20 protein-coding genes and 1 pseudogene are annotated in these 25,229 nt (G+C 70.3%); 12 read left to right on the top strand and 9 right to left on the bottom strand.

The genetic code is table 11. The annotated features are described in order from the left end of the window. Positions 1-3 precede the first annotated feature (3 nt). On the bottom strand, positions 4-417 hold the full coding sequence (locus tag ACFOGJ_RS06560; protein ID WP_379899030.1) for an MAPEG family protein: 414 nt from the start codon (positions 415-417) through the stop codon (positions 4-6). A 162-nt stretch (positions 418-579) separates the two neighbouring features. Between ACFOGJ_RS06560 and ACFOGJ_RS06565 the strand changes: the two genes are divergently transcribed. The 7 genes from ACFOGJ_RS06565 (at position 580) to ACFOGJ_RS06595 (ending at position 8,879) form a co-directional block, all read left to right on the top strand. Then, the gene (locus tag ACFOGJ_RS06565) at positions 580-996 is read left to right on the top strand and encodes a hypothetical protein (RefSeq protein WP_379899031.1); all 417 of its coding nucleotides are present in this window, start codon (positions 580-582) and stop codon (positions 994-996) included. A gap of 16 nt (positions 997-1,012) precedes the next feature. Next, a complete protein-coding gene (locus ACFOGJ_RS06570; protein ID WP_379899032.1) occupies positions 1,013-3,112 on the top strand; it encodes a hypothetical protein in 2,100 nt (699 codons plus the stop codon). Positions 3,113-3,349: 237 nt separating this feature from the next. Next, on the top strand, positions 3,350-3,772 hold the full coding sequence (locus tag ACFOGJ_RS06575) for a hypothetical protein (RefSeq protein ID WP_379899033.1): 423 nt from the start codon (positions 3,350-3,352) through the stop codon (positions 3,770-3,772). Positions 3,773-3,783: 11 nt separating this feature from the next. Next, positions 3,784-6,495 (top strand): DUF2169 domain-containing protein, encoded by a 2,712-nt coding sequence (locus ACFOGJ_RS06580; RefSeq protein WP_379899034.1) that lies wholly within the window; start codon positions 3,784-3,786, stop codon positions 6,493-6,495. A gap of 18 nt (positions 6,496-6,513) precedes the next feature. Then, positions 6,514-6,906 carry a DUF4150 domain-containing protein gene (locus tag ACFOGJ_RS06585; protein ID WP_379899036.1) on the top strand — a complete coding sequence of 131 codons (393 nt, stop codon included), beginning with the start codon at positions 6,514-6,516 and terminating at the stop codon, positions 6,904-6,906. A 15-nt stretch (positions 6,907-6,921) separates the two neighbouring features. Next, entirely contained in the window at positions 6,922-8,133 is a 1,212-nt protein-coding gene (locus ACFOGJ_RS06590) for a pentapeptide repeat-containing protein (RefSeq protein WP_379899037.1), read from the top strand. Between the two features lie 32 nt (positions 8,134-8,165). Next, positions 8,166-8,879 carry a DUF3540 domain-containing protein gene (locus ACFOGJ_RS06595; protein ID WP_379899038.1) on the top strand — a complete coding sequence of 238 codons (714 nt, stop codon included), beginning with the start codon at positions 8,166-8,168 and terminating at the stop codon, positions 8,877-8,879. 7 nt (positions 8,880-8,886) lie between these two features. On the opposite strand, the gene ACFOGJ_RS06600 is transcribed toward ACFOGJ_RS06595, so the two are convergent. The 4 genes from ACFOGJ_RS06600 to ACFOGJ_RS06615 all read right to left on the bottom strand — a co-directional run bounded on the left by ACFOGJ_RS06600 (position 8,887) and on the right by ACFOGJ_RS06615 (position 15,322). Next, positions 8,887-10,791 (bottom strand): tetratricopeptide repeat protein, encoded by a 1,905-nt coding sequence (locus ACFOGJ_RS06600; RefSeq protein WP_379899039.1) that lies wholly within the window; start codon positions 10,789-10,791, stop codon positions 8,887-8,889. Continuing rightward, entirely contained in the window at positions 10,788-12,659 is a 1,872-nt protein-coding gene (locus tag ACFOGJ_RS06605) for a type VI secretion system Vgr family protein (RefSeq protein WP_379899040.1), read from the bottom strand. Before ACFOGJ_RS06605 ends, ACFOGJ_RS06600 begins: the two co-directional genes overlap by 4 nt. 133 nt (positions 12,660-12,792) lie before the next feature. Continuing rightward, entirely contained in the window at positions 12,793-14,373 is a 1,581-nt protein-coding gene (locus ACFOGJ_RS06610) for an FMN-binding glutamate synthase family protein (protein WP_379899041.1), read from the bottom strand. 64 nt (positions 14,374-14,437) lie between these two features. Beyond that, a complete protein-coding gene (locus tag ACFOGJ_RS06615; RefSeq protein WP_379899042.1) occupies positions 14,438-15,322 on the bottom strand; it encodes an SDR family NAD(P)-dependent oxidoreductase in 885 nt (294 codons plus the stop codon). Between the two features lie 110 nt (positions 15,323-15,432). Here ACFOGJ_RS06615 and ACFOGJ_RS06620 point away from each other — a divergent pair, with 110 nt between their 5' ends. Continuing rightward, a complete protein-coding gene (locus tag ACFOGJ_RS06620) occupies positions 15,433-16,893 on the top strand; it encodes an amidase (protein ID WP_379899043.1) in 1,461 nt (486 codons plus the stop codon). A gap of 100 nt (positions 16,894-16,993) precedes the next feature. Then, complete coding sequence (locus ACFOGJ_RS06625; RefSeq protein ID WP_379899044.1) at positions 16,994-18,202, top strand: ABC transporter substrate-binding protein; 1,209 nt, start codon at positions 16,994-16,996, stop codon at positions 18,200-18,202. A 34-nt stretch (positions 18,203-18,236) separates the two neighbouring features. Here the strand turns inward: ACFOGJ_RS06625 and ACFOGJ_RS06630 are convergent, their stop codons facing one another. The 3 genes from ACFOGJ_RS06630 to ACFOGJ_RS06640 all read right to left on the bottom strand — a co-directional run bounded on the left by ACFOGJ_RS06630 (position 18,237) and on the right by ACFOGJ_RS06640 (position 20,287). Beyond that, a complete protein-coding gene (locus ACFOGJ_RS06630; RefSeq protein WP_379899046.1) occupies positions 18,237-18,755 on the bottom strand; it encodes a DUF3291 domain-containing protein in 519 nt (172 codons plus the stop codon). Between the two features lie 71 nt (positions 18,756-18,826). Continuing rightward, positions 18,827-19,426 carry a hypothetical protein gene (locus ACFOGJ_RS06635; RefSeq protein WP_379899047.1) on the bottom strand — a complete coding sequence of 200 codons (600 nt, stop codon included), beginning with the start codon at positions 19,424-19,426 and terminating at the stop codon, positions 18,827-18,829. Between the two features lie 9 nt (positions 19,427-19,435). Further along, positions 19,436-20,287, bottom strand: coding sequence for an MBL fold metallo-hydrolase (locus ACFOGJ_RS06640; protein WP_379899048.1), 852 nt, complete (start codon positions 20,285-20,287; stop codon positions 19,436-19,438). Between the two features lie 151 nt (positions 20,288-20,438). Between ACFOGJ_RS06640 and ACFOGJ_RS06645 the strand changes: the two genes are divergently transcribed. Continuing rightward, complete coding sequence (locus ACFOGJ_RS06645) at positions 20,439-21,851, top strand: hypothetical protein (protein ID WP_379899050.1); 1,413 nt, start codon at positions 20,439-20,441, stop codon at positions 21,849-21,851. Positions 21,852-21,937: 86 nt separating this feature from the next. Beyond that, a complete protein-coding gene (locus ACFOGJ_RS06650; protein WP_379899051.1) occupies positions 21,938-23,377 on the top strand; it encodes a protein adenylyltransferase SelO in 1,440 nt (479 codons plus the stop codon). Positions 23,378-23,384: 7 nt separating this feature from the next. Here the strand turns inward: ACFOGJ_RS06650 and ACFOGJ_RS06655 are convergent, their stop codons facing one another. Then, positions 23,385-24,260, bottom strand: a complete 876-nt coding sequence (locus ACFOGJ_RS06655; RefSeq protein ID WP_379899053.1) for an enoyl-CoA hydratase — start codon at positions 24,258-24,260, stop codon at positions 23,385-23,387. A 210-nt stretch (positions 24,261-24,470) separates the two neighbouring features. Here ACFOGJ_RS06655 and ACFOGJ_RS06660 point away from each other — a divergent pair. Further along, positions 24,471-25,052: pseudogene (locus ACFOGJ_RS06660) on the top strand (glutathione S-transferase N-terminal domain-containing protein); the annotation flags it as partial. Between the last annotated feature and the right edge of the window lie 177 nt (positions 25,053-25,229).

The following is a 25,229-nucleotide window of genomic DNA, read 5'->3' on the forward strand; positions in this document are numbered from 1 at the left end:
CGTTCACCCGCCGGCGCCCTGCAGCAGGCCGGCAATCAGCATGAGGATCGTGGCCAGGAACCCCACAGCCCAGACGACGCTGCGCCACCAGCGCACACCGAACCCGTAAAGCGGGATGTAGACGATGCGGGCCGCCAGATAGGCGATGGCGCAGCCTTCGGTGAAGGGGCCGGAAGCCCCGGCAGCCGTGACGACGATCGCCGCCGGGGCATACATGACGAGCCCCTCCAGCTGGTTGCGGAAGGCGCGCTCCAGCCGCCCCGCCACCCCGGTCAACTGGCGCTGCTCGTCGCGGGCGGAGCCGGTGTAGCGCGGCCCCAGCTGCATGTTCGCCGGCACCGCCATCAGGGCCAGTTGCACTGCGGCCAGCAGGCCCGACCAGCCCAGGACCTGCAGTTCGATCGTCAACGCGTTCATGGCACCCCTCCGGACCCGCCGAGATCCCAGCCTAACCCGCACCGCCAGCTGCGCCCAGACACATTGCCGGCAGCTGCGGACGCAGACGGACATGAAACCGCGACGCGCCTGCTGCTATGGTGCCGGACGGAATCGGCAGCGGGGTACGGAGGACCGGGAAGGATGGGACAGCAGGCCTGGCACCAGAACCCGCCCAAGTCGGAGACGAAGACCGGCGACAGCAAGACGCTGAACATCTCCTTCGGCCTGTCCGGCTGCATCGGCCAGATGACGGAGACCAGCCAGTACGCCTTCAACATCGCGCTCTACGGCCTGGGCCTCAGCCTGACGATGGGCATCGGCCAGATGGACCAGTACCTTAACGCGATGGTGGACCTGGCCGTCGACGGCTCCCTGAACGAGAAGAACGGCCATCACGCCATGAAGGTCACCGGGGTCGCGGCAGAGGTCAACGCGCTGAGCAAGGCATCCGCCGACCTGAAGTCCGGCGCCGTCGGCGTGGACAGCCTGGTGATCGGCACCTTCCAGTCGAAGGCCGCGATCCAGACGAAGATCCCCGGCATCGAGATCAACGGCTAGCGGGAAGGATACCGGAATGGCCCAGCAGCCGGTCTGGTCGGGGACCTATAATGCCGACCAGTACAAATGCACGACCTCCTTCGTCTTCGACTTCAGCCTGGGGGCGTCGTTCACGAAGTACTATGACCGCAACGTCACGATGTATTTCGGCATCTCGGCCTATCTCTATCTCGTCGCGCTGACGAACCTGGAGTTCAGCGGCGGCCCGGCCCTGAAGTTCCTGGCCCCCGGCATGACCCTGGCGAAGACCACGGGCGAGACCGCGATCAAGGGCGCCAGCGCCAAGGCCAATGCGGCAAAGGTCGGGGTGAACAAGAAAAAGCTCTCCGCCGAGGGGCTGCGCAGCCAGATCTATGCCGGAATCCGCGAGAATCTGGGCACCGGCGCCCAAGTCGCCGGCGCCGACATCAATGTCGACGCCCAGCAGCACAACGATGAGGGCGGCGGTGCGCCGCAGGTGCAGGACCCGCCCGGGCCCGGCGTGGGGTCGCTGGCCGCGGTGCCGGTCGGTGCGATCGCCGAGGAGGCCGCCGGCAAGGCCACCCGGGAGGCGGCGGGAACCGCCGCCAAGGATGCGGCCAGGACGGTCGCCGGCGATGCCGGGAAGGATGCGGCAGAGAAGGCGGCGAAGGACGCCGCGGAGACGGCGGCGAAGAAGCCGGCCAAGGAGGCTGCGGAGAAGGCGGCCGAGAAGGCCGCCGCCGAGGGCCTGAACGCCGCCAAGCAGGCCGGCAGGGAGGCGGGGGAAAGGGCCGCGAAGGAGGCGGCCGACAAGGCCGCCGAGGCGGCGAAGGCGGCCCGGGCGGCGGCGGAGAAGGCCGCCGAAGACGCCGCGGAGGCGGCGAAGGGTGCCGCCGCGAAGGTCGCCGAGCAGCAGGCCAAGGAAGCCGCCGAAAAGGCCGCCGAAGAGGCCGCCGGTGCCGCCAGGCAGGCGGCGAAGGAAGCGGCGGAGAAAGCCGCAAAGGCAGCGGAGGCGGCGGCGGAGGCGACGGCGAAGGAAGCGGGCGAAAAGGCCGGCAGCCAGGCCGCCGAGGAGGCCGCCCGGACGGCCAAGGCGGCCGCGTCGACCGCCAGGCAGGCCGCCGACGCGGCCACGAAGGCTGCGGAAGAGGCGGCCAGGACCGCTGCGAAGGAGGCGGCGGAAGCCGCGGCCAAAGCCGGCGGCAAGGATGCCGCGGCCGCAGCGGAAAAGGCGGCCATCGCCGAAGCCAAGGCGGAGATCGCGAAGGAGGCGGCAGCAGCGGCGTCGCACGATGCGGAGGCCGCCGCGGAGCGGGCGGCCGAAAAGGAAGCCGCCGCGGCGGCGGGAAAGCAGGCGGCGGAGCAGGCCGCCAAGGAGACCGCTGCCGCCAAGGCCGCCCGGGAGGCGGCCCAACAGGCCGCGAAGGACGCGGCGAAGGCGCAGGCGGAAGCCGAGGCCAGGGCCGCCGCCGAACGGGAGGCCCGCGAGGCCGCCGCCAAAGAGGCCGCAGACGCCCTGGCCAACGAGATCAAGGCAAATGCCAGGCAGGTCGCGCAGGACAGGGCCTACAAGGAAGCCGAGGAGCAGATCGAGAAGGCGGCGGAAGCGGCTGCCAAGAAGGCCGCCCACGGGGCGGAGAAGCAGGCACTGGAGAAGGCGGCCAGGGAAGCGGCCGAGAAGGCCGCACAGGACGCCGCGAAGGAAGCCGTCGCGAAGGCCGCCACGAAGCAAGCCATCGAGAAGGCGGCGCAGAAGGCCGCGGCCGAAGCCGCGCTGAGCCTGAAGGCCGAGATCCTGCACGGTCTGCCTCTGCTGGCGTTCGACCGCGCGGTGGAGGCCGCGAAACGGTTCGGCTGGGATCCGCACATGGCCAAGAAACTGGAGGAAGAGGCGGAGAAAGCCGGCGAGGCGGCGCATGGCGAAAAGACAGCGGAACCGGCGGCGTCACCGGCCCGGCTGAACGCGGCGCTGAAGGAGGCCGAACGCAGCTATGTCCGGTTCCTGCGCGCCGATGCCGGTACGGGCAGCGACAATGCCGCCTCGCTGATCCGGGCGGAGGAGGCCCTGCAGCGGAGCCTGACCCGGCTGGCCCAAGCGGAGGGCAGGCCCACGCCCCCCGACCTCGCCCGCCTGTTCACCCGCAATGACCGGTAGCGCGGTCCGGTCCGGCGGTCGCCCCATTCCGGCATGCCAGCGGCCACCATGCCAGACGAAAGTCCGGTGACATGGGCGGTGGCGCCGCGACATCCTCCACCGGCTTGGCTGATTGGCCTTGCAGAACCCGGCCCGGTCCCAACAATGACGGGGAACGGTTCGTCGCGGCCGTGACCCGGTGGTGAACCGGTTGTCGCGGGCGGAAGCCGGATCATTGGCAGGCCGGGACGAAGGACGATGGCGAACGACCTGAATGCACAGGGCAAGAAGGACTGGTACTGGCTGAACTTCGGCGTGTCGGAGACCACCAACAACGGGACCAGCACGACCATCAACCTGAGCCTTCTGGCCAGCCCCTATATCGGCATGATGAAGGACATCTACCAGAAGTCCTCGACCGGCATGAAGATCTACCTGCCGGGCATCAATCTGACCATCAATCCGAAGCTCTATGACAAGTTCACGGCCCTGTCGTCGGAGGTCGGCGTCTCCGCCTATGCCAAGGAGGCGGTCGATACCGTCATCGATGTCAAGGGCGTGAGCGCGGCGGTCAGCCCGATGGCGAAGATCGAGACGATCGCCGAGGCGGTACAGAAAGGCGTGAAGGCCGGCACCACCGCAATGTATTGCGGCACCAAGACGATGAAGTCCTCGGTCTGACGGGCCCCGCGGTGAAGGTCTACAAGCCACTGCGCCTGGGCTATCTGAGCCGGGTGGTGATGCATGCCGGGCAGGCCCGGCTGGCAGTCGCCCTGCTGAGCTACTTCCCCTTCGATGCACCGCGGCGCATCGGGCTGGAACAGGACATGTGGCAGGAGATCATGCCGGTCCTGGGCCAGCAGGTGCTCGACCCCTGCGACCCGAAGCCCCGGGCCGAGGTCCTGGTGCACGGCGCCTTCCATGCCGCCGGCGGCCAGGCGGTACCGAGCGGGCATGTGCGCCTGCAGCTGGGCGAGGCGATCGACAAGCGGCTGCGGGTATCCGGCCACCGGGAATGGCTGCGCTCCCCTGTCGGACGGGTCCATGCCAGCGCCCCGGTTCCGCTCGCCAGCCTGCCGCTGGACTGGCGCCATGCGTTCGGCGGCCATGACTGCAGCGACAATCCGGACGGCATCGGCCATTGGGGCCGGGCCAATGCCGACGGGCGCCGGCCGCTGCCCTGCCTAGAATATCCCGACGAGCCGATGGCCCTGCCGGACGACCATATCCGCCCCGCCGCGATGGCGCCGCGGCCGCTGACCCTGCCGGCGCGGCAGAAGCTGGCCGGCACCTACGACGCGCGCTGGTTCCGGCACCACCACCCGGGCTATCCGGCGGACATCGATCCCGACTTCTTCCTGGCCGCACCGCCCGATCAGGTCCTGCCGGGCTATTTCGCCGGCCGCGAAGCGTTCCGGCTGGAGGGCATGCACCCGGACCGGCCGGTCCAGTCCGGCCACCTGCCCGGCCTGCGCGCGCGCTGCTTCGTGGAGCGGAAGCCGGCCGGCACGGCGGCACCCGGTTTCGACGAAGTGCCGCTGCATGCCGACACCCTGTTCCTGTTCCCGGAGATCGGGCGCGGCATCCTGGCCCATCACGGCAGCGTGGCGGTGGAGGGGCTGGACGCGCTGGACATCGGCTACCTGATCGCCGGTTTCGAGTGGCAGGAGGATGCGCCGCGCCCGCCGACCCACTGGCATCAAGCGCTGGAACGGCGGCGCGACCCTGCGGGCGGCGCGATGGCGCTGCTGGCGACCGACGATATCTGCCCCCTGGGCTGGGACGAGCCGACCCTGGAGGCCGCCCGCACGATCCGGCCGCTCGTCCCGCGCGAGAACCAGGGGGTGCCGCCGCGCCTCGTCCGCCTGTTCGACAAGGGGCGCGCGAAGGCCGCCGCGACGATGGCGGCCGCAGGGCTCGCCCCGCTGAAGGAGGAACCGCCGGCAGGTCCGCCGAAGGAACCGCCGGAGCTGAAGGAGATCATGGCCGCGTGCGAGGCGCTGAAGGGATTGACCCTGAACAGCCAGGCGGACGCGGACGCTTTCAACGCGCAGATGCAGGCCATCGCCGAAAAGGTGGAACGCCTGGCGCGCGGCGAGACCTTCGAGACCCTGCGCGCCGCGCGGCAGGTGGCGGGCCGCTTCGGCTATGATTTCGACGACCTGCTGGCGCGGTCGCAGGCGGAGGCGGAGACCGACCCCGACGATGTCGCCGCGCGGATCATGCGCACCCTTCACCAGGGCGACGGAATGCTGCCGCCGGACCGAGCCGGCGAACTGGCAGCCGCACTGCCGCCGGACCTGCAGGGCGAGATGGCCGGCCATCTGCGGGAGGCCGCCGGCGGCATCGCCGCCATGAAGCGCGACGGCGCCCACCTGCTGCCGCCGCCGGCCCGCTTGCCGGCCAGCCGCCAGGCGGCGAAGGCCCGTGTCCTGGCCGCGGCCCTATCCTCGGGCCAGCCGCCGGCGGACCCCGCCATGGCCGGCCTGGACCTGAGTGGCCGGCGGCTGGACGGCATGAACCTGGCCGGGGTCGATTTCACCGGCAGCGACTTCACCGGTGCCTCGCTGATCGGGACAAATCTGGAAGGGGCCGGGCTGGCCCATGCCGACCTGAGCCGCGCGAACCTGTCCGGCGCCAGCCTGAAGGGTGCCAACCTGGACAAGGCGCGGATGGACGCGACCCTGTTCAACGGGGCGGACCTGAGCGGGCTGATCCTGACCGGGGTCGCGGGCGAACGCCTGTCCTTCGACGGCGGCACCCTGACCGACACGCGCTTCGTCGATGCCCGCATGCCTGGCGCCAGCTTCGCCGGCGCCAGCCTGTCGGGCACGATGTTCGACCGCTGCGAGATGCCGACCGCGGACTTCCGCAAGGCGAAACTGGCAGGGGCCACCTTCGCGGCCTGCCGGCTGCCGGGCGCCCATTTCGACGGCGCCGCCGGCAAGGGGCTGCTGATGCTCAACTGCATCGCACCCGGCGCCCGCTTCAACGGCTGCAGCATCGTGCAGTTCGCCGTCGGCGGCACGACGAACCTGGACGGGGCGAGCTTCCTGGGCTGCACGATGCCATCCTGCAACCTGAGCATGGCGTCGCTGCGGGGCGCGATGATCGCCGACAGCCTGCTGACCGGCGGCAACTTCATGCAGAGCGACCTGACCGGCGCGGATCTGTCGGGCAGCCATCTGCGGAATGCCGTGATGATGCGCGCCAACCTGACGGATGCCCGCCTAGAGGGCACCGATGCGATGCGCGCCAACCTGCTGCACGCCCGCTTCGACGGTGCGAAGCTGCAGGGCGCAAACCTCTATGGCGCAAACCTGATGAAGGCCGCGTTCCGCAAGACGGATCTGGGCACGGCCAACCTGGCCAAGACTCAGCTCGACCGGTCGAACGCACCCTGACGGGGGACGAGAAGGCGGATGTTCAACAACACCTCGATGGGCGGGCAGAGCCTGGGCTTTCCCGATGTCTGCAAGACGCCGACCCCGGTCGGCTCGGTGCCGATCCCCTATCCGAACACGGCGGAGGAGCCGCTGAACCTGCCCTTCATGCCGTCGGTCTTCTACGGCTGCGGCCCGGCCCACGTGGTGTCCGGGGTGACCGAACTCAGCGAGGGCGACGAGCCCGGCGTCGGCATGGGGGTCGCCTCGGGCCAGGATTCCGGGCCGGAGCGGACGATCCTGCCCTCGATGACCGTCTTCGTGAACGGCCAGCCGGTCGACAAGATGACCTCGCCCACCAGCCATAACGGCAACAATGCCATCGGCGCCAAGCTGGTCCCCAGCCAGGTGGTGACGATGACCCTGACCTGACGCGGGGCACGCGAGATGGCCGAGAGCGCCCCGAACGAGAGCATCCTGAGTGGGATGCAGCGCGAGATCGAGGAGGCGGTCAGCGGCACCGTCTTCATGTCCCGCGACGAGCTGCTGCACGAATATAACGGCTGCCAGGTGCTGACCCGCATCGACACCGATGGCGAGGATCTGCGCGGCCTCGACCTCAGCCATGCGCTGTGGGAGGGCTGCAGCTTCCGAGGCGCCGACCTGCGCGGCAGCAACCTGTCCTCCGGCGTCTTCAACAACTGCCGTTTCGACGATGCCCTGCTGGACGGGACGGACGCCACCTCCGCGATGTTCAGCGGCTGCAGCTGGGAAGGCACGCAGTTCGGCGCCGCGCAGCTGCCGAGCGCGACCCTGTCGGATGGTTTTCTCCGCGGCGCCGACCTGCACCGGGTCGCGCTGGACGGCGCCATCCTCAGCAAGCTGGACCTCAGCGGCTGCCGCCTGCCCCGGCAGCTGAAGCGCTGCGCCATCGCGAGCACGATCCTGCAGAAGGCTGACCTGTCGGGGGGGACCTACGAGCGCTGCGCCTTCGTCAACTGCGACACAGGCGCCATCGACCTGACCGGCGCCGTGCTGCTGCAATGCGTGCTGGTGAAGCCCGACCTGGCGGAGGCACGGCTGCATGGGGTGCGGCTTAACCGCTGCAACATCGTCGAGGCGGTGCTGCCGGGACGCAGCTTCGACAGCCACGATTTCACTCAGACCCAGTTCATCAAGGCGAAGATGCCGCGCTGCAGCCTGCGCGGCGCCCGCCTCGATCGCTGCAACTTCTTCGCCGCCGACCTGGCGGGCTGCGATTTCACCGGGGCCGGCATCGCCAACGGCATCTTCACCGGTGCCGACCTGACCGGCGCGACCCTGGCGGGCGCGCAGCTGGGCGGCGCCAATTTCACTGAGGCGAAGCTGGCCCAGGCCGACCTCGCCGGGGCGCAGGCGAAGCATGCGAATTTCGGCAAGGCGGTGCTGACCGGCGCCGTGCTGCGGGACTGCGGCCTGGAACATGCGCTGTTCGGCCATGCCGACCTGACCGATGTCGACGGCAGCGGCGCCAATCTCCACCGGGCGCGCTTCCATCGCGCGATCGAGGAACGGACCGACTGGCGGCGCGCGAACCGCAAGGCCGCGCTGGGCGACGACGAGGAACTGAAGCGTGCGGAGGACTGGCCCACCGCGCGCAAGGCCGGGGCGAAGGCCTGATCGCTCCGGGCCGGCACAGGGAGAACCCGAAGATGACCGAGACAAGGCTGGCAGAGGCGCCGCGGAACAGTTCGCCGACCGGTCCGGCACGCGGTACGGACATGGCCGGCGAGCATGTCTTCTCCGCCCATGTGCTGGGCGGCACCGCCGATCCGCGCCGCTTCCACCTGGCCTGCGGGGCCGACGGCGCGGAATCCGAGGCCGGCATGGCCGCCGGCTGCCTGATCCTGCCGGAGCCGGGCGACCTGGTGCTTTGCGGCGCCTGCCGGGACGGCACCGGAACCAGGGTCTACATCCTCTCGGTGCTGGTGCGTGCCGCCGCCGACCGGCCGCCGGTGCTCAGCCCGGCCGGCGGCCTGCATGTCGATGCCGCCCAGGGGCCCCTCACCCTGAGTGCCGGCACCATGGTCCTGGAGGCTGCGACAGCGCTGCAGATGAAGGCGGCCACGGCCGACATGGAGGCCGGCGCCGGCACTTTCCGGATCGCCAGCGTGATGCTGGAAAGCCGCGCGGCGCTGGCCCGGATCGGCAGCCTGCAGCTGCTGGGCGAACGGCTGCTGTCGCTGGTCCGCTCGGTCTCCGGCCGGCACCAGCGCGCCACCCGCACGGTGGAGGAACTGGACCAGCTGAAGGCCGGCGAGGTGGCGGTCAATGCCGAGCGCCTGATCACCAACCAGGCGCACCACATCGTCCATGTCTCGACCGAGGATATGCGCTTCGACGGCGCCCGCATCCATATGGGGTGAGGCGCCCTCAGCCGATCCGGGCGCGCAGCTCGCCGCGGAGATCGTCGACCACGGCCGGCCAGTCGCCGGTGCGGGCGGCGCGGAAGGTCCGCACGCTGGGATAGGCTTCCGCCACTAGGCCGCGCCGGCCCCAGAGCCAGCCGGGCAGCACCGGCAGGGCGGCCCAGCATTCCCGTCCCAATGCGCCGGCCAGGTGCGGGATCAGCCCGTCGGCGGAGATCACCAGGTCCGCCAGCGACAGCGCGGCGGCGACATCGTCCAGGTCCCGGCATAGCCCCGCCAGGTCGCCGATGCCGAAATCCTCCATCAGCGCCGCGTCGTTCGCGCCGGTCTGGTAGCTGAGCGACAGGAAGCGCACCGGCATACCGTCGAACAGCGGCTCCAGGGTCCTGAACGGCAGGTCCTGGTCGGGCCCGAAGGCCGTGCCGGCTTCGCGCCAGCAGACGATGACGACGGGTTCGTTCGCGACGAACAGGGATGCCGGCCAGGGACGATCGCGCCCCGGAGCCGGGACGAGATAGGGAATGTCACCCGGCAGCGCGCGGCCGCGCAGGCCCAGGACCGACGGCAGGGCCGGCAGCGCCAGGCGGGCGTCCTCGGCCGCCCCAGCCGCCGCCTCGAAGCGCAGCTCCGCCACACCGTCCAGCGACTGCAGCAGGGGACCGAAGACCGGCTCGCAGCACAGGACCAGCCGGCCGGCCCGCGCGGCCGCCTGCGGCACCAGGCGGGCGAGCGCGATCACCAGCTGCGGATCGACCCCCGTCGCGTCTATGGTCAGGGTGCCCGGCACCGCCTGCCCGTCCCAGCGCGCGGCACCTGCCGGCCCAGGCCCGGCCTCCGCCGCCAGCAGCGCCCAGGCGTCGGTCTTGCCCTCCGTCATGTCGAGGAACTGCAGCAGGCGGCGGGCATCCGACAGATCCGCGATCTGGCCCAGCAGTTCGCGCGCCTTGCCGAACTTGCCGTCCTCGATCAGGCCGAGCCCGAGGCAGAACTTCGCCGCCCGATGCTCCGGGTCGCGGGCCAGCACTTCCATGCTGGCGGCCATCGACCGGTTGCGCTTGCCGGCCGACAGTGCGGCCTGGGCCAGGGCCGCCCGCGCATCCAGGCTGTCGGGATGGGCCAGGACCGCATTTTCCAGCGCCACGACGGCAAGGCCCCTGCTGCCCAGGGCATCATGCACCTGCGCCTTGGTCATCAGCAGCGGCAGGTCGCGCGGCACCTGCAACTCCGCCCGCTCGACAAGGTCCAGCGCGGCCTCCGCCTCGCCCCGCGCCAATAGAAGCTGCGCCAGATTAACCGCCGCCTGCGCGAATGCGGGATCGCAGTCCAACGCGGCGCGATAGGCGGCGATGGCCGCCTCGATCCGGTCGCTGCCGGGCGCCGCCTCGCGCCAGGCCGCGTCGCTCATCGCCTGGATCGCCAGCGCCATGCCGAAATGGCTCTGCGGTGCGTCCGGCCGCAGCTCTTGCACATCGCGGAAGACGGCGATCGCCGCCGCCGGCTCGCCTGCCTCCACCAGGACGCTGCCCAGGTTGCACAGAATGTCCGGATTGTCCGGCTCCAGCGCATGGGCACGGCGGAAGCTGCCGACGGCCGCCTCGACCTCCTGCACCGCGGCCAGGGCGCCGCCCTTGTTGACGAACAGCCGCGCCGACCCTTGCGGGTGCTGCTTCTGCGCATTGCCATAAGCCATCAGGGCATCGCCCGGCTGGCCGCGCGCCAGCAGCAGGTCGCCGATGCCGACCATTGCCTCGAAGTTGCGCGGCTCCAGCTCCAGGACCCGGCGGTAGACCTCGCCCGCCTCCTCCAGCCGCCCGCGCCGCAGATGCTGGTCCGCCGCGTCGAGCGCCTCGCGCAGCGCCTGCTCCCGCTCCGCCGCCTCGCCGTCCGGTTTGCCGTGGGGGCCGGTCATTCGTGCGTGAAGGTGAAGGAGCCCAGGATCTTCACGTCGACATCGCCCTTGATGACGACCTTGGTGTCGCCCTCGATCGTCAGGGTGTAGCCGCCGCCGATCTGCTCCAGCTTGGCGTCGTGGACATATTCCACCGTCTGGTAGGACGCGGTGGTCCAGCGGTTCGCCGTCATGTCGTCGCGGTCGCGCCCGGCCGTCGTCACCAGCCGCTCCGCGCCCTGGTCGTCGAACATGAAGACCCGGTTGCCGCCGGCATCCGAAATGCCGGTCAGGCGGCGGTGCGGGCCCGACGCCTTGCTGAGCTCGGAGAACTCGCCGCTGCGGCTGGGCTCGAAGGGCATGCGGTTGCGGCTGTTGTACAGGCTGGCGACGATTACCGGCCGGTCCGGGTGGTCGTCGACATAGGCGACCAGCACCTCGTCGCCGACCCGCGGCAGCACCTGCATGCCGTGATTGCCGCCCGCCCAGCCCTGCGCCAGCCGCAGCCGGACCTTTGTGCCCCAGTTGTCCCACTTGAACGACACCAGCGGCCGATTGAACTGGTCGACATCGACCTGCTGGCCGGGGGCGGCGGTCTCCACCACCGCGATCTGCGCGGTGTTGAGCTCCGGATAGGGGGTCAGCTGCGACGGGCTGTACTGGAACTCCAGCTTCTGCGCCTCGAACACGTTGCTGAAATCCGGCTGCTCCAGCCCGTCGCGGGCGTGGCGCACCATGTCGTGCACCACCTGCCGGATGAAGAAGCTGCTGTCGGCGAACTCGCTCGGTGTGCCCCATTCCAGGTCGTAGGGCAGCACCACCTCCTCGCCCGCGGCGATGAACTGGGAGCGCGAGGCGCCGGTGGCCAGCAGCCGGTGCGACTGCTGGGCGCGGTTGCGCCGGGGCGACACCCGGTCGGCGCCTTCCAGCAGTTCGTCGAACATGCCGGGATACTGGAACACCTGCTGCGCATGGTCGATTGTCGGCGCCTTGCCCTGCAGCCGGGCGCCGGCATTGCGCGGGTTGTAGTCGCGGGTGACGTATTGCTGCGGCACGGTCTGTGCCTCGTAGACCAGGTCGGAGACCACGTCCGCCGGCTCGTTGCCGGTGGGTACCCGCCCCTCCGACAGCGCCAGCCGGCGTCCGAACAGCTGGCCGACGCGGAAATGGCCGTTGTCCTGCCCCAGGACGACCTGATAGCCCGCCGGCTCATGCGCGATGTAGTAGAAGATCCCTTCGCGTTCGAAATGGCGGTTGATGAAGTTGTAGTCGCTTTCGTTGTGCTGGATCAGGTATTCGTGATTGCGGGGCCTTGTCTTCAGTCCGGCCGTGTTCACCACCGCACGCGACTTCACGGCGTCGGGATAGTCGTCGACGATCTGGTCCAGCACGTCCAGGATGCTGCCGCTCCAGACCCGCGACTTGCGGCTGAAGGCCAGCGACCAGATCCAGGGATAGACGAACAGGTCGTAGGCGGCCCTGGCCTGGCTGGCGCCGCTGAGGTGGCGGGCGCGGAAGATCTCGCCATGGAAGGTGCGGGAATCGGCGCCGCGGCCGATGGTCAGGCTGGCCGCCTTGTGCAGGATGCGCGACACCCGCATATGGCTGCGCACGCCGGCGCGCTGCACCCGGATCCAGAAATAGAAGGGCGGCGGCGGTCCTTCCGGCAGGCCCAGGCTGGGTTCCAGATGCGGAAAGTCCCGGTCCTGGAACGGCGACAAGGCCGGCGGTGCCGACGGCATCTCGTTGAGCGCAAAGACCGGCGGCCGCGCCGGCAGGGTCTGGCGGATCCCGGACACGCTCTCCACGACCCGGAAGGCGAGGATGTCCTCGTCACGGAATCTCAGGTCGTCGGCGATGAACTCGTAGGTCTCGTACGCGTCGGCCACCGGCACCCTCCCCCAAACGCCCCGCCCGGGCGGCCGGCAGTGGCCGCCCCCGTCCATAATCGCGGGGTGCCGGTTCGATTGCCACCGACTTTGGGCTGGAATCCTGCGCCTGGATGACCGTTTGTGACGCCGCTCAGAAGGCGGAGGCGCTGGCCCGCGCCCATTCAGCGGCATAGACGGGGCTGATCTCCTCCCCCAGCAGCTCGCCCGGCTGCAGGTAGGGATAGATCTCGCCATAGGTCTTCATCGTCTCGTTCTCCACCCGGCGGAAGATATGGCCGGGGCCCAGCGCGTCGGGATGGTCGATGCCCATCGCGCCGCAGATGTCCAGGAAGCTCTCCACCGTCGCGTTGTGGAAGTTCTTCACCCAGACCGACTTCGTCGGCACGTCCACGGCGCGCGCCCGGTTCGGATCCTGGGTGGCGACCCCGGTCGGGCAGGAATTGTCGTTGCAGCGCAGCGCCTGGATGCAGCCGACGGAGAACATGAAGGCGCGAGCCGCGTTGCACATGTCGGCGCCTAGCGACAGCTTGGTCACCATGTCGAAGCCGTTGGCCACCTTGCCGCTGGCGATGACGTGGATCTTCTGGCGCAGGTTCACGCCCACCAGGCAGGAATGCACGAAGGCCAGCCCTTCGTTGATCGGCAGGCCCATATAGTCGGTGAATTCCACTGGCGCCGCGCCGGTGCCGCCCTCGGCCCCGTCCACGGTGATGAAGTCGGGCGTGATGCCGGTCTCCACCATCGCCTTGCAGATCGACATGAATTCGCTCTTCACGCCGATGCAGAGCTTGAAGCCGACCGGCTTGCCGCCCGACAGCTCCCGCAGGCGGGCGACGAATTCCAGCAGCGCCTTCGGGGTGCCGAACTGGGTATGGGCAGGCGGCGAAACGCAGTCCTGGCCGCGCGGCACGCCGCGGATCTCCGAGATCTCGCGGCTGATCTTCGCCGCCGGCAGGATGCCGCCATGGCTGGGCTTGGCACCCTGGCTCAACTTGATCTCGATCATCTTGACGACGTCGAGGGCGGCCTTCTTGCGGAACTGCTCCGGATCGAAGCCGCCATCGGCGGTGCGGCAGCCGAAATAGCCGGTGCCGATCTGCCAGATGATGTCGCCGCCATGTTCCAGGTGGTAGGGGCTGAGGCCGCCTTCGCCGGTATTGTGGGCGAAGCCGCCCAGCTTCGCGCCCCGGTTCATCGCCATGATCGCATTCGGACTCAACGCACCGAAACTCATTGCCGAGATGTTCAGGCGCGAGGCGTTGTAGGGATGCTTGCAGTCCGGTCCGCCGACCGTGGTGCGGCCATCCTCCTCCCCCAGCTTCTTGGGCGAGAGCGAATGGACCGTGCTTTCATAGCCGATGTCGTAGATGTCCTGCTGGGTGCCGAACGGCAGGGTGTCCAGGCTGTGCTGCGCCCGGTGATAGACCAGCTCCCGCTGCTCGCGGTTGAACGGGCGGCCGGACAGATTGGTGTTGATGAAGTACTGCTGGATCTCCGGCCGGATGAACTCGAACATGTAGCGCAGATGTCCGATCACCGGGTAGTTGGCCAGCACGTTGATCCGGCTGAGATGGATGTCGTACAGGCCGAGCGCGATATAGATGGCAACCGGGATCAGCAGCCAGAAGACCCACGGCACCGCCGCGCCGACCACGCAGACCAGGACCAGGCCGATCACCGAGATGTAATAGAAGACGGCACGCTGCGTCACCGATATCCCCCTCCCCGCTTGCGGCGCCGCGCCCGGCCCCGCCGATTCTCGGGCCGCAGTCTAGCTAGGCCGAAGGAGGCGGGCCAGAGCCGCTCTGGCGCCTACGGAAGCGGCCGGAGGCACGCGCCACCAGCGCCGTGGCCAGGGCAGCCGGCATCAGCCGGAAAGCGAGGGCGATGATCCGGTTCACCCGGCCGGTCACCACCACCGGACGGCCCGCCAGGGCCGCGTCGATGCCCTGGCGGGCCACCGCCTGCGCATCCATCCACAGCCAGCGCGGCAGGCGGGCGACCGTCTCGCGGCTGCCGGTGATGTCGTGGAACTCGCTGTAGGTGAAGCCCGGGCAGATCGCGCTGACCGTCACTCCGCTGCCGCGCAGTTCCTGCGACAGCGCCTCGGAAAAGCGGAGCATCCAGGCCTTCGCCGCGCCGTACTGGGTGCTGCCCGGCGCCCCCGGCAGGAAGGCCGCCAGCGAGGCGATGTTGAGGATCTGCCCCCGGCCCCGCGCGATCATCCCGGGCAGGCAGAGATGGCTCAGCTCCGCCACGGCCGTTACCATCACCGTCATGAAATCGCGCTGGGCCAGCCAGAGGCTGTCCGCATAATCGCCCGGCACCGCATAGCCGGCATTGTTCACCAGCATGTCGACCCGCCAGCCGGCCTCCGCCACGGCACGCATCAGGGCCTGCGGCGCCTGCGGGTCGGCCAGGTCGGCCGGCAGCACCAGGCAGGCCGCGTCATGGTCCGCTGCCAGCCGTGCCGCCAGGGCCGCCAGCCGCTCCTCCCGCCGGGCCGTCAGCACAAGGTCGTAGCCCCGGGCCGCCAGCGCCTCCGCGAAGGCCGCGCCGATGCCGGCGGAGGCGCCGGTCACCATCGCGACGGGACGGATCGTCCTGGGCATCGTCACGGCGGCCGCGTCATCCGAATGGGTCGCACCGTCCTGCGTCATCGTGCCATCATCGCCCGCCCGCCGGCACCGAAACAATCTCGGACCGCAGCCCGGCGGAGAATTGCGGCCGGACCGCCCACCGGGGGCGCCGCCCAGAGGGGAGAAACATCGTGACCGATCAGCCGGAGCACCAGGGGACCGCGGCAGCGGCCTCGCTGACCATGACCGCGACGGAGATGCTGCGCCGCTTCCGCGCCGGCACCCTGTCGCCGGTCACGGTGGCGGAGGCGCAGCTGCTGCGCATGGAGAAGGTGGAACCGCAGCTGAACGCCTTCCAGTACCGGGCGGAGGCGGCCGCAGTCCTGGACCAGGCCAGGGCCTCGGCGCAGCGCTGGCAGGACGGCGCGCCCGCCGGGCCGCTGGACGGCGTGCCCGTCACCATCAAGGACCTGGTCGATGTCGCGGGCTGGCCGATGCGGCGCGGATCCGCCACCACCGCCACGCAGCCGGCGACGGAGGATTCGCCCTGCGTCGCGCGGCTGCGGGAGGCGGGGGCCATCTTCCTGGGCAAGACCACAACGCCGGAATTCGGCTGGAAGGCGATGACCGACGGCCCGCTGTTCGGCACCACCCGTAGCCCCTGGAACCTGGACCACAGCCCCGGCGGCTCCTCTGGCGGCGCGGCAGCGGCGCTGGCGGCCGGGGTCGGCACCCTGGCGCATGGCAATGACGGCGGCGGCTCGGTGCGGATCCCGTCCAGCTATTGCGGCCTGGTCGGGCTGAAGCCGACCTTCGGCCGGGTGCCGCATGTCCCGGCGCCGACCCCCTACGCCACCCTGGGCATCAGCGGGCCGATCGTGCGGTCAGTGGCGGATGCTGCCCTGATGCTCAACGTGATGGCCGGTCCGGACCCGCGCGACTGGTACAGCCTGCCTCATCATGGCCATGACTGGCGGACCGATGTCCGCCCCGACATTGACGGCCTGCGGGTCGCCGTCACCACCCAGTTCGGCGAGGCAGAGGTCGAGCCGGAGGTACGGGCGGCGGTGGAAATGGCCGCGGCGAAGCTGGAGGCCCATGGCATCCCGGTCACCCGCATCGACAGCCTGCTGGAGCCGCTGGCGCCGCGCTTCCACGAATACTGGCGGCTGGGCTTCGCGACCCTGATCCGCGACCTGGACGGGGCGCAGCGGGAAAAGCTGGACCAGAATTTCCGCCGCTTCGCGGAAGAGGGCGAAAAGCTGGACCTGGCAGCCTTTTACCGGGGCCATGACGCGCGGGTCGAACTGGGCAGCTTCTTCGGCAGCTTCCATGCCCAGTACGACATCCTGCTGACACCCACCACGCCGACCGCGGCGCCAAGCCTGGACCTGGTCTATGGCAGCGCGACACATGACCGCTACAAGCGGGCGGTACCCTTCACCCTGCCGTTCAACCTGACCGGCCAGCCGGCCTGCTCCCTGCCCTGCGGCCTGACCGATTCGGGCCTGCCGATAGGCCTGCAGATCGTCGCCGCCCGCTTCCGCGAAGATCTGGTCCTGCGCGCCGCACGGCTGATGGAAACCCTGCTGGACTTTCCGCAGCCGCATCCGGCCCTGCAGGCCTCCGTCGCGCGGCTGGCCGGAGCCTGACCTCGCAACGGGACCCTGAATCCGCAGCAAATCCCCTATAGTGGGTCGCGGGCCGCCAACCGAGACAAAGGCCGGCCATGGCCGGGCAAGGGAGAACGCGATGGGGTACCGACCCGCGACGCGCCGCGGCGCATGGGCGATCGCCGCAGGATTTGTGCTGGGCGGCCTGCTGCTGGCCGGCCAGCCGCTGGCAAGCGGCAGCGCCGCTGCCGCCGACCCGATCAAGATCGGCACCGTCTTCAACACCACCGGCGGGCAGGCGATCCTGGACGTCCCCGCCAGCCATGGCGCGCAGCTGGCGATCGGGCAGATCAATGCCGCCGGCGGGGTCGAGGGGCGGCCGCTGCAATGGGTGGCGGTGGACGGCAACAGCGTGCCGCTGGACCTGGCCGCGCAGACCGGTCAGGCGCTGAACGACGATCCCGGCATCGTCGCCTTCCTGGGGCTGTCGGACACCGACAATGTGCTGGCGGCGGCGCCGGTGGCGGCCGCGGCCTCCCGCGTCTTCCTGACCAGCGGCGCCACCTCCCCGCTGCTGCCCGGCCAGGTGCCGACCTGGCTCTTCCTGGCCTGCTTCGGCGACAATGTGCAGGCGGCAGCCGGCGCGGAATGGGCCTACCGGCACCTCAAGGCCCGCCGTGTCGCGATCTTCTACGAGCCCACCGAGAGCTATACGAAGCTGCTGCAGCGCTATTTCGGCGAACGCTTCACCGCGCTGGGCGGCAGGATCGTCGCCACGAAGAAGGTCTATCCCGGCGCGGCGATCCCGCATCTGCCGCGCACCGACATGCTGGCCTCCGGCGATGTCGACCTGCTGTTCCTCAGCGTGCAGACGGCCGAGGATGCCGTACGCCTGGTGCCGCTGATCCGCAGGGCCGGCTATCGCGGGCCGATCCTGGGCGGCGACGGCTACGATGCCGAAGCGGTCTGGGCAAAGCATCCCGACATCGGGGACACCTACTTCACCACCCATGTCTACCTGGCGCCGGACAATCCGAACCCGAAGGTGGGCGCCTTCCTGAAGGCCTATGCCGCGGCCCGTCCGGGCGAGGATCCCGGCGCCTTCGGCGCCCTGGGCTTTGATGCCGCCGGCCTGGTCGCCGCCGCCATGACCCGCGCCGGCGCAACCGACCCGGGCGGCGTGCTGGAGGGGCTGACCGGACTGGAAGGCTATCAGGGCGTGACCGGGACCATCAGCTTCCCGGGGGAGAGCCGGATTCCCCTGAAAAGCGTGACGATCCTGAAGGTCGACAAAGGCCGCCAGGCCTTCGTCGACCAGATCCTGCCAGAGTCGGTGCCGAAACCCTGACCTGGGCGCCCCCCGACCCCGGCTGGGGCCGCACCTATTGCCAGCCGACGCACCAGGGATCGGGCTCGAGGTCGGACGGCCGGCCGGCCGGCTCGGTCCCGGCCTCGCCGGGCGGGGGGAAGGCCTTCTTGAAGGTGAAGGCGAAGGGCGAAGGGCCCTCGCGCTCCAGCAGCTTCAGGCGCTCCAGCGCCTCTTCCGCGGTCGGACGATGGCCTGCGGGCACCCACCACAGCACCTGGTAGGGGCCGTCGGGGCGCGCGAACCATTGCCGGCGGCCCGCCATCACGCCCTGGTGGGCGGTGCGATAGACGAACCGGAACAGGTCCTCGACATTTTCCCAGACCGACATGTTGACCAGGAAGCTGGGATCGTCGCTGACCAGGATGTCGGTGGCGTTGCCGCTGTCGCTCTGCAGGCGCCAGACGAAGCCGGGCGCGGCATCGGCCAGGGCGTTGATCTCGTCCAGCCGGTCCGTGAAACCCGCCATGCGCGGATCCTCCACCGGGTACAGCACATGCCCCACGTTCAACTGGGCAATCTGCCAGGCGCCCATTCGCCGTTTCCTTCCCTGTATCTCCGGCCAGGCGGCCTTCGCCCGATCCGCATGTCCTATACTTGGCCGTATCAGTCCCGCGCCGCAATCGGCCTGTCGCTGACCGCGACGACCGGATGGCCGATGGCCACCTCCCGGAAGCTGTGCGCCAGCGGACCCGGCTCCCAGAACTGCATCGGCGCCAGGCCCGGCCTGGGCACGGTCGCATAGGGGATGTTCCAGCCGGCCTGCGACGGCAGCGCCTTGCGCCGGTCCGGCGTCAGGCGGCCGCGGGTCACGCTGCCGGCGGCCGGGTCGACCAGCCAGATCGCCTCCGGTCCGGCATGCTGCAGCAGCCCCGCGGTCGCGTCAGGCGCGACATAGACCGTCAGGTCCGAGCGCCTGTGCCAGCCAGGAAGGCCCGGGCTCGACCCGGCGGCCCGTCGCGCCCTGTGCCAGTAGGTGGTGCCGTCGGCCTGCACCAGATAGACGGAGCCCTGGTCGGTCTGCAGCCACAGGCGGGTATCGGCGGCACCGGCCGGCGGCCCCTCCGCCGCCGTCGCAACCCGCTCCGCCACCACCCCGGCCCCCAGGATCGCGGCAGCCAGGCAGATCGTCGCGGCAACGGTCTTTGCCTTCCCGCCCCCGGCGCTCCCGCGCCCCGACCCCACGGCATTCGCTTTCCGGATCATGGCCCGGCCTCAGACCTCCAGCCGATAAGCATCGCCGTCGCGGCGCAGCCGCCCCGCCGTGGGCCCCGCGAAATGCGTGCCGATGACCAGGGTCGGGGTTTCCGCCAGCGCCTCGAACATGCGCCGGCGGGTCTGCCGCGCCGCGTCCGGGTCGTAGTCCACCGCACTGGACCAGTCGACATGCGCCATCTGGCAGGGATGGTGGATGAAATCGCCGGTGATCAGCGCCTCCTCCCCGCGGGAGGAGATGCGCACGCTGACATGGCCCGGCGTATGGCCGTGGGTGGGCACCAGCGACACCTCGGGGCAGATCAGGTGCTCCGTGCCGATCAGGTCGACCAGGCCCGCATCGAAGACCGGTGCGACGGAATCGGCAAAGATCGCCGCCTGGTCCGCGCCATGGTCGCCGTCGCGCCAATAGCCGAATTCCGGCGCCGCCATCAGGTAGCGCGCATTGGGGAAGGTCGGCAGCCATTTCCCGTCCACCAGCATGGTGTTCCAGCCGACATGGTCGACATGCAGGTGGGTGCACATGACCGTATCGATGCTGTCGCGCGGATAGCCGGCCGCCTCCAGGTCCGACAGGAAGCTGGTCTGCAGGTTCGACCAGTTCGGGTTCGCCCGCTCCTTGCCGTTGCCCAGGCAGGTATCCACCACGATGCGCCGGTCCGGCGTCTCCACCACCAGGGCATGGACGCTCATCTTCAGGCGCCCCTCCTCGTCCATGAAATGGGGGAACATCCAGTCGATCGGCTGCACCGCCTCCCGGGTCGCCTGCGGCAGGATGAAGCGCGAGCCGCCGGTCGCCTCCAGTTCCAGCACCTTCGTGATGCGGACATCGCCGATCTGCCATCGCTGCATCGCATTCCTCCCTTCCGTTTCCGTCTCCGCCCATTTCCATCTCTGCGAGGCCGCTTGTCTCTGCTAAAGATCTGGCTGCGGCTGCGGGCGCATTGGCCGTGTTCTTGCACGGGCGCCAGCGTGACCGCCACGGAAGCGAAAGGCCAGCCCCTTGGCACTGGGCAAGATCGTCAGACAGATCCTGCGCCGCGAGGCGGAGGAGAAGCCGCCGCCGAAGCCGGCGCGGCGCAGCCCCCTGGAGGACCTGGAGGAGGGCTCGATCTCCCTGGCGGATGTGCTGCGGCACAAGCCGGAGACCCTGGGCGCCGTCCTGCACATCGTCACCGTGCGGAAGATCCGCGAGATCCTGGGCGAGGAATGGCCGGTCTATGCCCAGAAGATCTATGCCCTGGCCGACCGACTGTTCCAGCGGCATCTGGGCAGCTTCGGCATCTATGCCATCCATGAGGAGGACACCTTCCTGTTCTCCTTCGGCGCCACCGCGAAGATCAAGCCGGAGGAGGAGGAGGCCAAGTCGCAGGAGATCGCCAGCGACCTGATGCGCTGGCTGATCGGCGACACCTTCGCCGGCGCCGAGATCGGCATCGCCAAGGTGGCCACGGCCGACGCGCGCAATCCGGACGGCAGCCTCAACACCAAGGTGGTGGAGACCGCCCGGGCTCAGGCGCGCATCATCCGGGCCGTCGACGTAACGCCGGAAGGCAGGACCGGCGGCGGCGGCAGCGTGTCCGGCCAGGGCGACGGAAAGGGCGATGGGGCACCGGGCTGGCGGCCGCTCGCCTGGCCGCCGGACGGCATGAAGCGCGGCCAGGACCCGGTCCTGGACATCGCCCTGCCGCCCGACCTGCGGCTGGGCTTCCGCCCGGTCTGGCAGGCCCGCAACGAACGCCTCGACCTGGCGATCTGCGAGCCGTTGCGCCTGGCCGGGGAAGAAGGACGTCCGGCGCCGCTGGCGGTGCCGCGCAACCCGGACGCCGCCGCCGCCCTGGAGCTGGCGGTGATGAAGGCGGCGCTGGAGCAGATGGAGCGCGAGATCGAGCGGCGCAGCGGCCTGACCCTGATCGTGCCCCTGTCGATGAGCACGGTGACCGGCGCGCGGGAGGCCCTGGCCATGGCGATCGCGGAGACCGCGCCGGCCGGTGCCCGCGGCCGCCACCTGTTCATCGAACTGCGCGGCGTCTCGGAGGTGCCGCAGCAGGGCGGCACGCCGCTGCCGCAGCTGCTGGCACGGCTCCGCGCGCTGAGCCGCGACGTGCTGCTGGATTGCGGCGATGTCGGCGATGCCGCCGTGCTGACCGGGCTGATGCCGCTGGCGCTGGGCACCCGCCTGCGGCCGAAGGTCTCCGGCCCGGCGGCGGCGGCGCACAACGCAACCGAGCTGCGGCGCCTGGCGCAGTTCGCCGAAAGCCTGCCGCTCTACCTCTGGGGGGTATCGCCGGCGCTGGAGCTGCCGGCGGGCCTGCGCCGCCGGCTGGTCTTCGCCAGCGGCCCGGCCGCGGGCGGCCTGGTGCCGGAACCGCCGGTGCCGAAGCCGCTGCCCGCGGCGGACCTGCTGGGGGGCTGAGACCGGCGGGCGGTGGCCGCCGGCCGGTCGCCGCGCTATCTCCGCCCCGGAAGCCATGCCGCGGCCGAAGAACCCCGGAGTATCCCTTGCCCGCCTATCGCCCCTCCGCCCGTCATGCCGAACTCGGGCCGGCCTTCTTCGACCCGGTGGAGGCCGCCGATTTCCCGGTACACGAGCTGCGCTTCCGCAACCAGCGCTGGGCCGCACGGGTCGGCCTGGACGACCTGGACGCGGATGCCTGGATCGCGCATTTCGGCCGCTTCGCCCCCCTCCCGGGCAGCCTGTCGGAGCCCCTGGCCCTGCGCTATCACGGCCATCAGTTCCGGGTCTACAACCCGGACCTGGGCGATGGCCGCGGCTTCCTGCATGCGCAGCTGCACGACCTGGTCGACGGCCGGCTGCTCGACCTGGGCACCAAGGGCAGCGGCCGCACGCCCTGGTCGCGGTCGGGCGACGGGCGGCTGACCCTGAAGGGCGCCGTGCGGGAGGTCCTGGCGACCGAAATGCTGGAGGCCCTCGGTGTCGACACCTCGAAGACCTTCAGCGTGATCGAAACCGGCGAGCAGTTGCATCGGGGCGACGAGCCCTCGCCCACCCGCGCCGCCGTGCTGGTCCGCCTCAGCCACAGCCATATCCGCATCGGCACCTTCCAGCGCCAGCTTTTCCTGGCCGAGCATGACAATATCGCCGCGCTGCTGGACCACAGCATCCGCAGCTACATGCCGGAGCTGTGGCGCGAGGCGGTCGCCGACCGGGCCGCCGCCTTCCTGGCGGAGGTCTGCCGCCGGGTGGCGCGCACCGGAGGCCAGTGGATGGCCGCCGGCTTCGTCCATGGCGTGCTGAACAGCGACAATATCAACATCACCGGCGAGAGCTTCGACTACGGCCCCTGGCGCTTCCTGCCGGAACTCGACCCGGCCTTCACCGCCGCCTATTTCGACCAGGGCGGGCTCTACGCCTTCGGCCGCCAGCCGGAGGCGCTGGCCTGGAACCTCGCCCGGCTGGGCGAATGCCTGCTGCCGCTGGCCAGCCTGGAGCGGCTGCAGGCGGTGCTGGAGGGCTTCGAGCCGGCGCTGCATGCGGCCTTCGCTTTGGCCGTGCTGCGGCGCCTGGGCCTCGCCTCCGCCGGGGCGGAAGCCGACGACGCCCTGGCGCGCGCAATCTGGCACTTCCTGTCAGACAGCCGCGCGCCGTTCGCGCAGGTCTTCCACGACTGGCATGGCGGGGTGGCCGCAGCGCACCGTGCTGCCGGCAGCCCGGCGGCGGACCATTATCACGGCGAGAGCTTCGACCGCTTCCAGACCGCGCTGGAACCCTTCCGGCCCAGCGAGGCGGGGCGGGCCGGCGCCGGACATTTCGATGCCAGCCCGCTATGCGACCTGACCATCGACGAGGTCGAGGCCCTGTGGGCGCCGATCGCAGAGTCCGACGACTGGCAGCCGTTCGAGGTCAAGATCGCCGCGATCCGGGCGCTCGGCACCGCCCTGGGCAACACGCCGGCGATGCCGGATCCGGCGACGGGCTGAACCCCGATCAGCCGCCCGCCTGTTCCGGCCGCGCGGCCAGCGCCTTCCGGGTCGCCTCCGGCAGGACGGTCGGGTCCACCAGCATGTCGAAGACCTTCAGGTTGTGGGTATGCGCCAGCTGGTGCAGGTGGAAGGCGTTGCGCATCGCCACCTCGCGACCCTGGGCGTCCGCCACGCCGTTCACCGCCAGCTTCGTCAGCTTCAGCGCGAAGCGCGACTTCTGCGCGATCTTCCGCGCCATGGCGAGGACCGCCTCCTGCAGTTCGGCGCGCGGCACCACCTTGTTCACCATGCCCAGCGCCAGGGCGTCCGCGGCGGAGATCTCGTCGGAGGTGAACAGCATCTCCTTCGCCTTGCGCAGGCCGACCTCCCAGACATGGGCGAAATATTCCACCCCGCCGACGCCGAAGCTGACCGTGGGATCGGCGAAGGCGGCATCGTCGCTGGCCACGATCAGGTCGCAGGGCCAGGCCAGCATCAGCCCGCCGGCGATGCACTTGCCCTGCACCGCGGCGATCGTCGGCTTGGGGATGTTCCGCCAGCGTTCCGAGAAGCCGATATAGATCTCCTCCTCCCGCGCCATCTGCGCCTCCGCCCCGGCGCAGCCGAAGCCGCAGACCGGCGCCACCGTGGCCTGCGCCCGCATCGCCGCGGCGGTGTCGCCTTCCGCCAGGTCATGGCCGGCGGAGAAATGCTTGCCCTCCGCCGCCAGCACGATCACCCGGATCTCGTCGTCATGGGCGGCGCGGTCGAAGGCGGCGTTCAGTTCATAGAGAAGGACCGTGTCCTGCGCATTGGCACGGTCCGGACGGTTGAGGCGGATGCGCGCGATATGCGGCTCCGGCACCTCGTAGATCAGGGTCGCGAAGGGCTGGTCCGTCATGTTTCCTCCCGTCATTCCCGGTCCTGCGGCGGCCGGCATGCCCATCATGGCATCCGCAGCGGCCGGCCGGCAGCCTCTCATTATTTTTTACTGTTCCGCATATTATTCATTGCGCAGGCCATTTTAATGCGAAATAGTACATAAACATGAACCGACCGGACGGATGCCCGCCATGGACCTCTATTTCGCCCCCTCGCCTGCTCCCTCGCCGCCCGCATCGCGCTGTACGAGGCCGGCCTGCAGGCCGGCTTCCGGCAGGTCACCCTGTCGACGAAGCGGCTCACCGATGGCGGCGGCGACTACTGGCCGGTCAACCCGAAGGGACAGGTGCCGGCCCTGACCCTTCCCGACGGCGGCATCCTGACCGAGGTGCCGGCCGTGCTGCAGTACATCGCCGACCTGGACCCGCAGGGCCGGCTGGCGCCGGCGCAGGGCACCGCGGAACGCTATCGACTGCAGGAATGGCTGAACTTCGTCGCCACCGAACTGCACAAGGGTGTCTTCTACCTGCTGTTCAACCCGGCCGCCCCGCCGGAAGCGAAGACCTTCGCGCGCGAGGCCGTGCTGCCGCCGCGCTACCGCCACCTGTCCCGCCACCTGGCTGACCGTCCCTTCCTGCTGCTGGACTTCAGCGTGGCCGATGCCTATCTGCTGACCAGCCTGAACTGGGCGCTGGCCACCGGGCTGCTGGCGGACTGGCCGGTCCTGGCGGCCTATCGCGATCGCCTGCTGGATCGCCCCGCCGTGGCCCGTGCGGTCGCCGAGGAGACGGCCCTGCGCGACGCCGCCTGAGCGCCGCGCCGGCAAGCGCCTTGCCCCGGCCCCCTTCCATTTGGAGATGCACCGCCTCATTCCCGCCACGATGCGGCAACACTGGCACATGCGGGCTGCGTCACGACGCCCAGCGGTGGCTGTACGACAGACCCTCCCCCGGGCAATGCAGGCCGGCGGGATCGGGTCAACAGCATC

Origin of the sequence: Marinibaculum pumilum (assembly GCF_042646425.1) — a bacterium.
Taxonomy (GTDB): Bacteria; Pseudomonadota; Alphaproteobacteria; order Ferrovibrionales; family Ferrovibrionaceae; genus Marinibaculum; species Marinibaculum pumilum.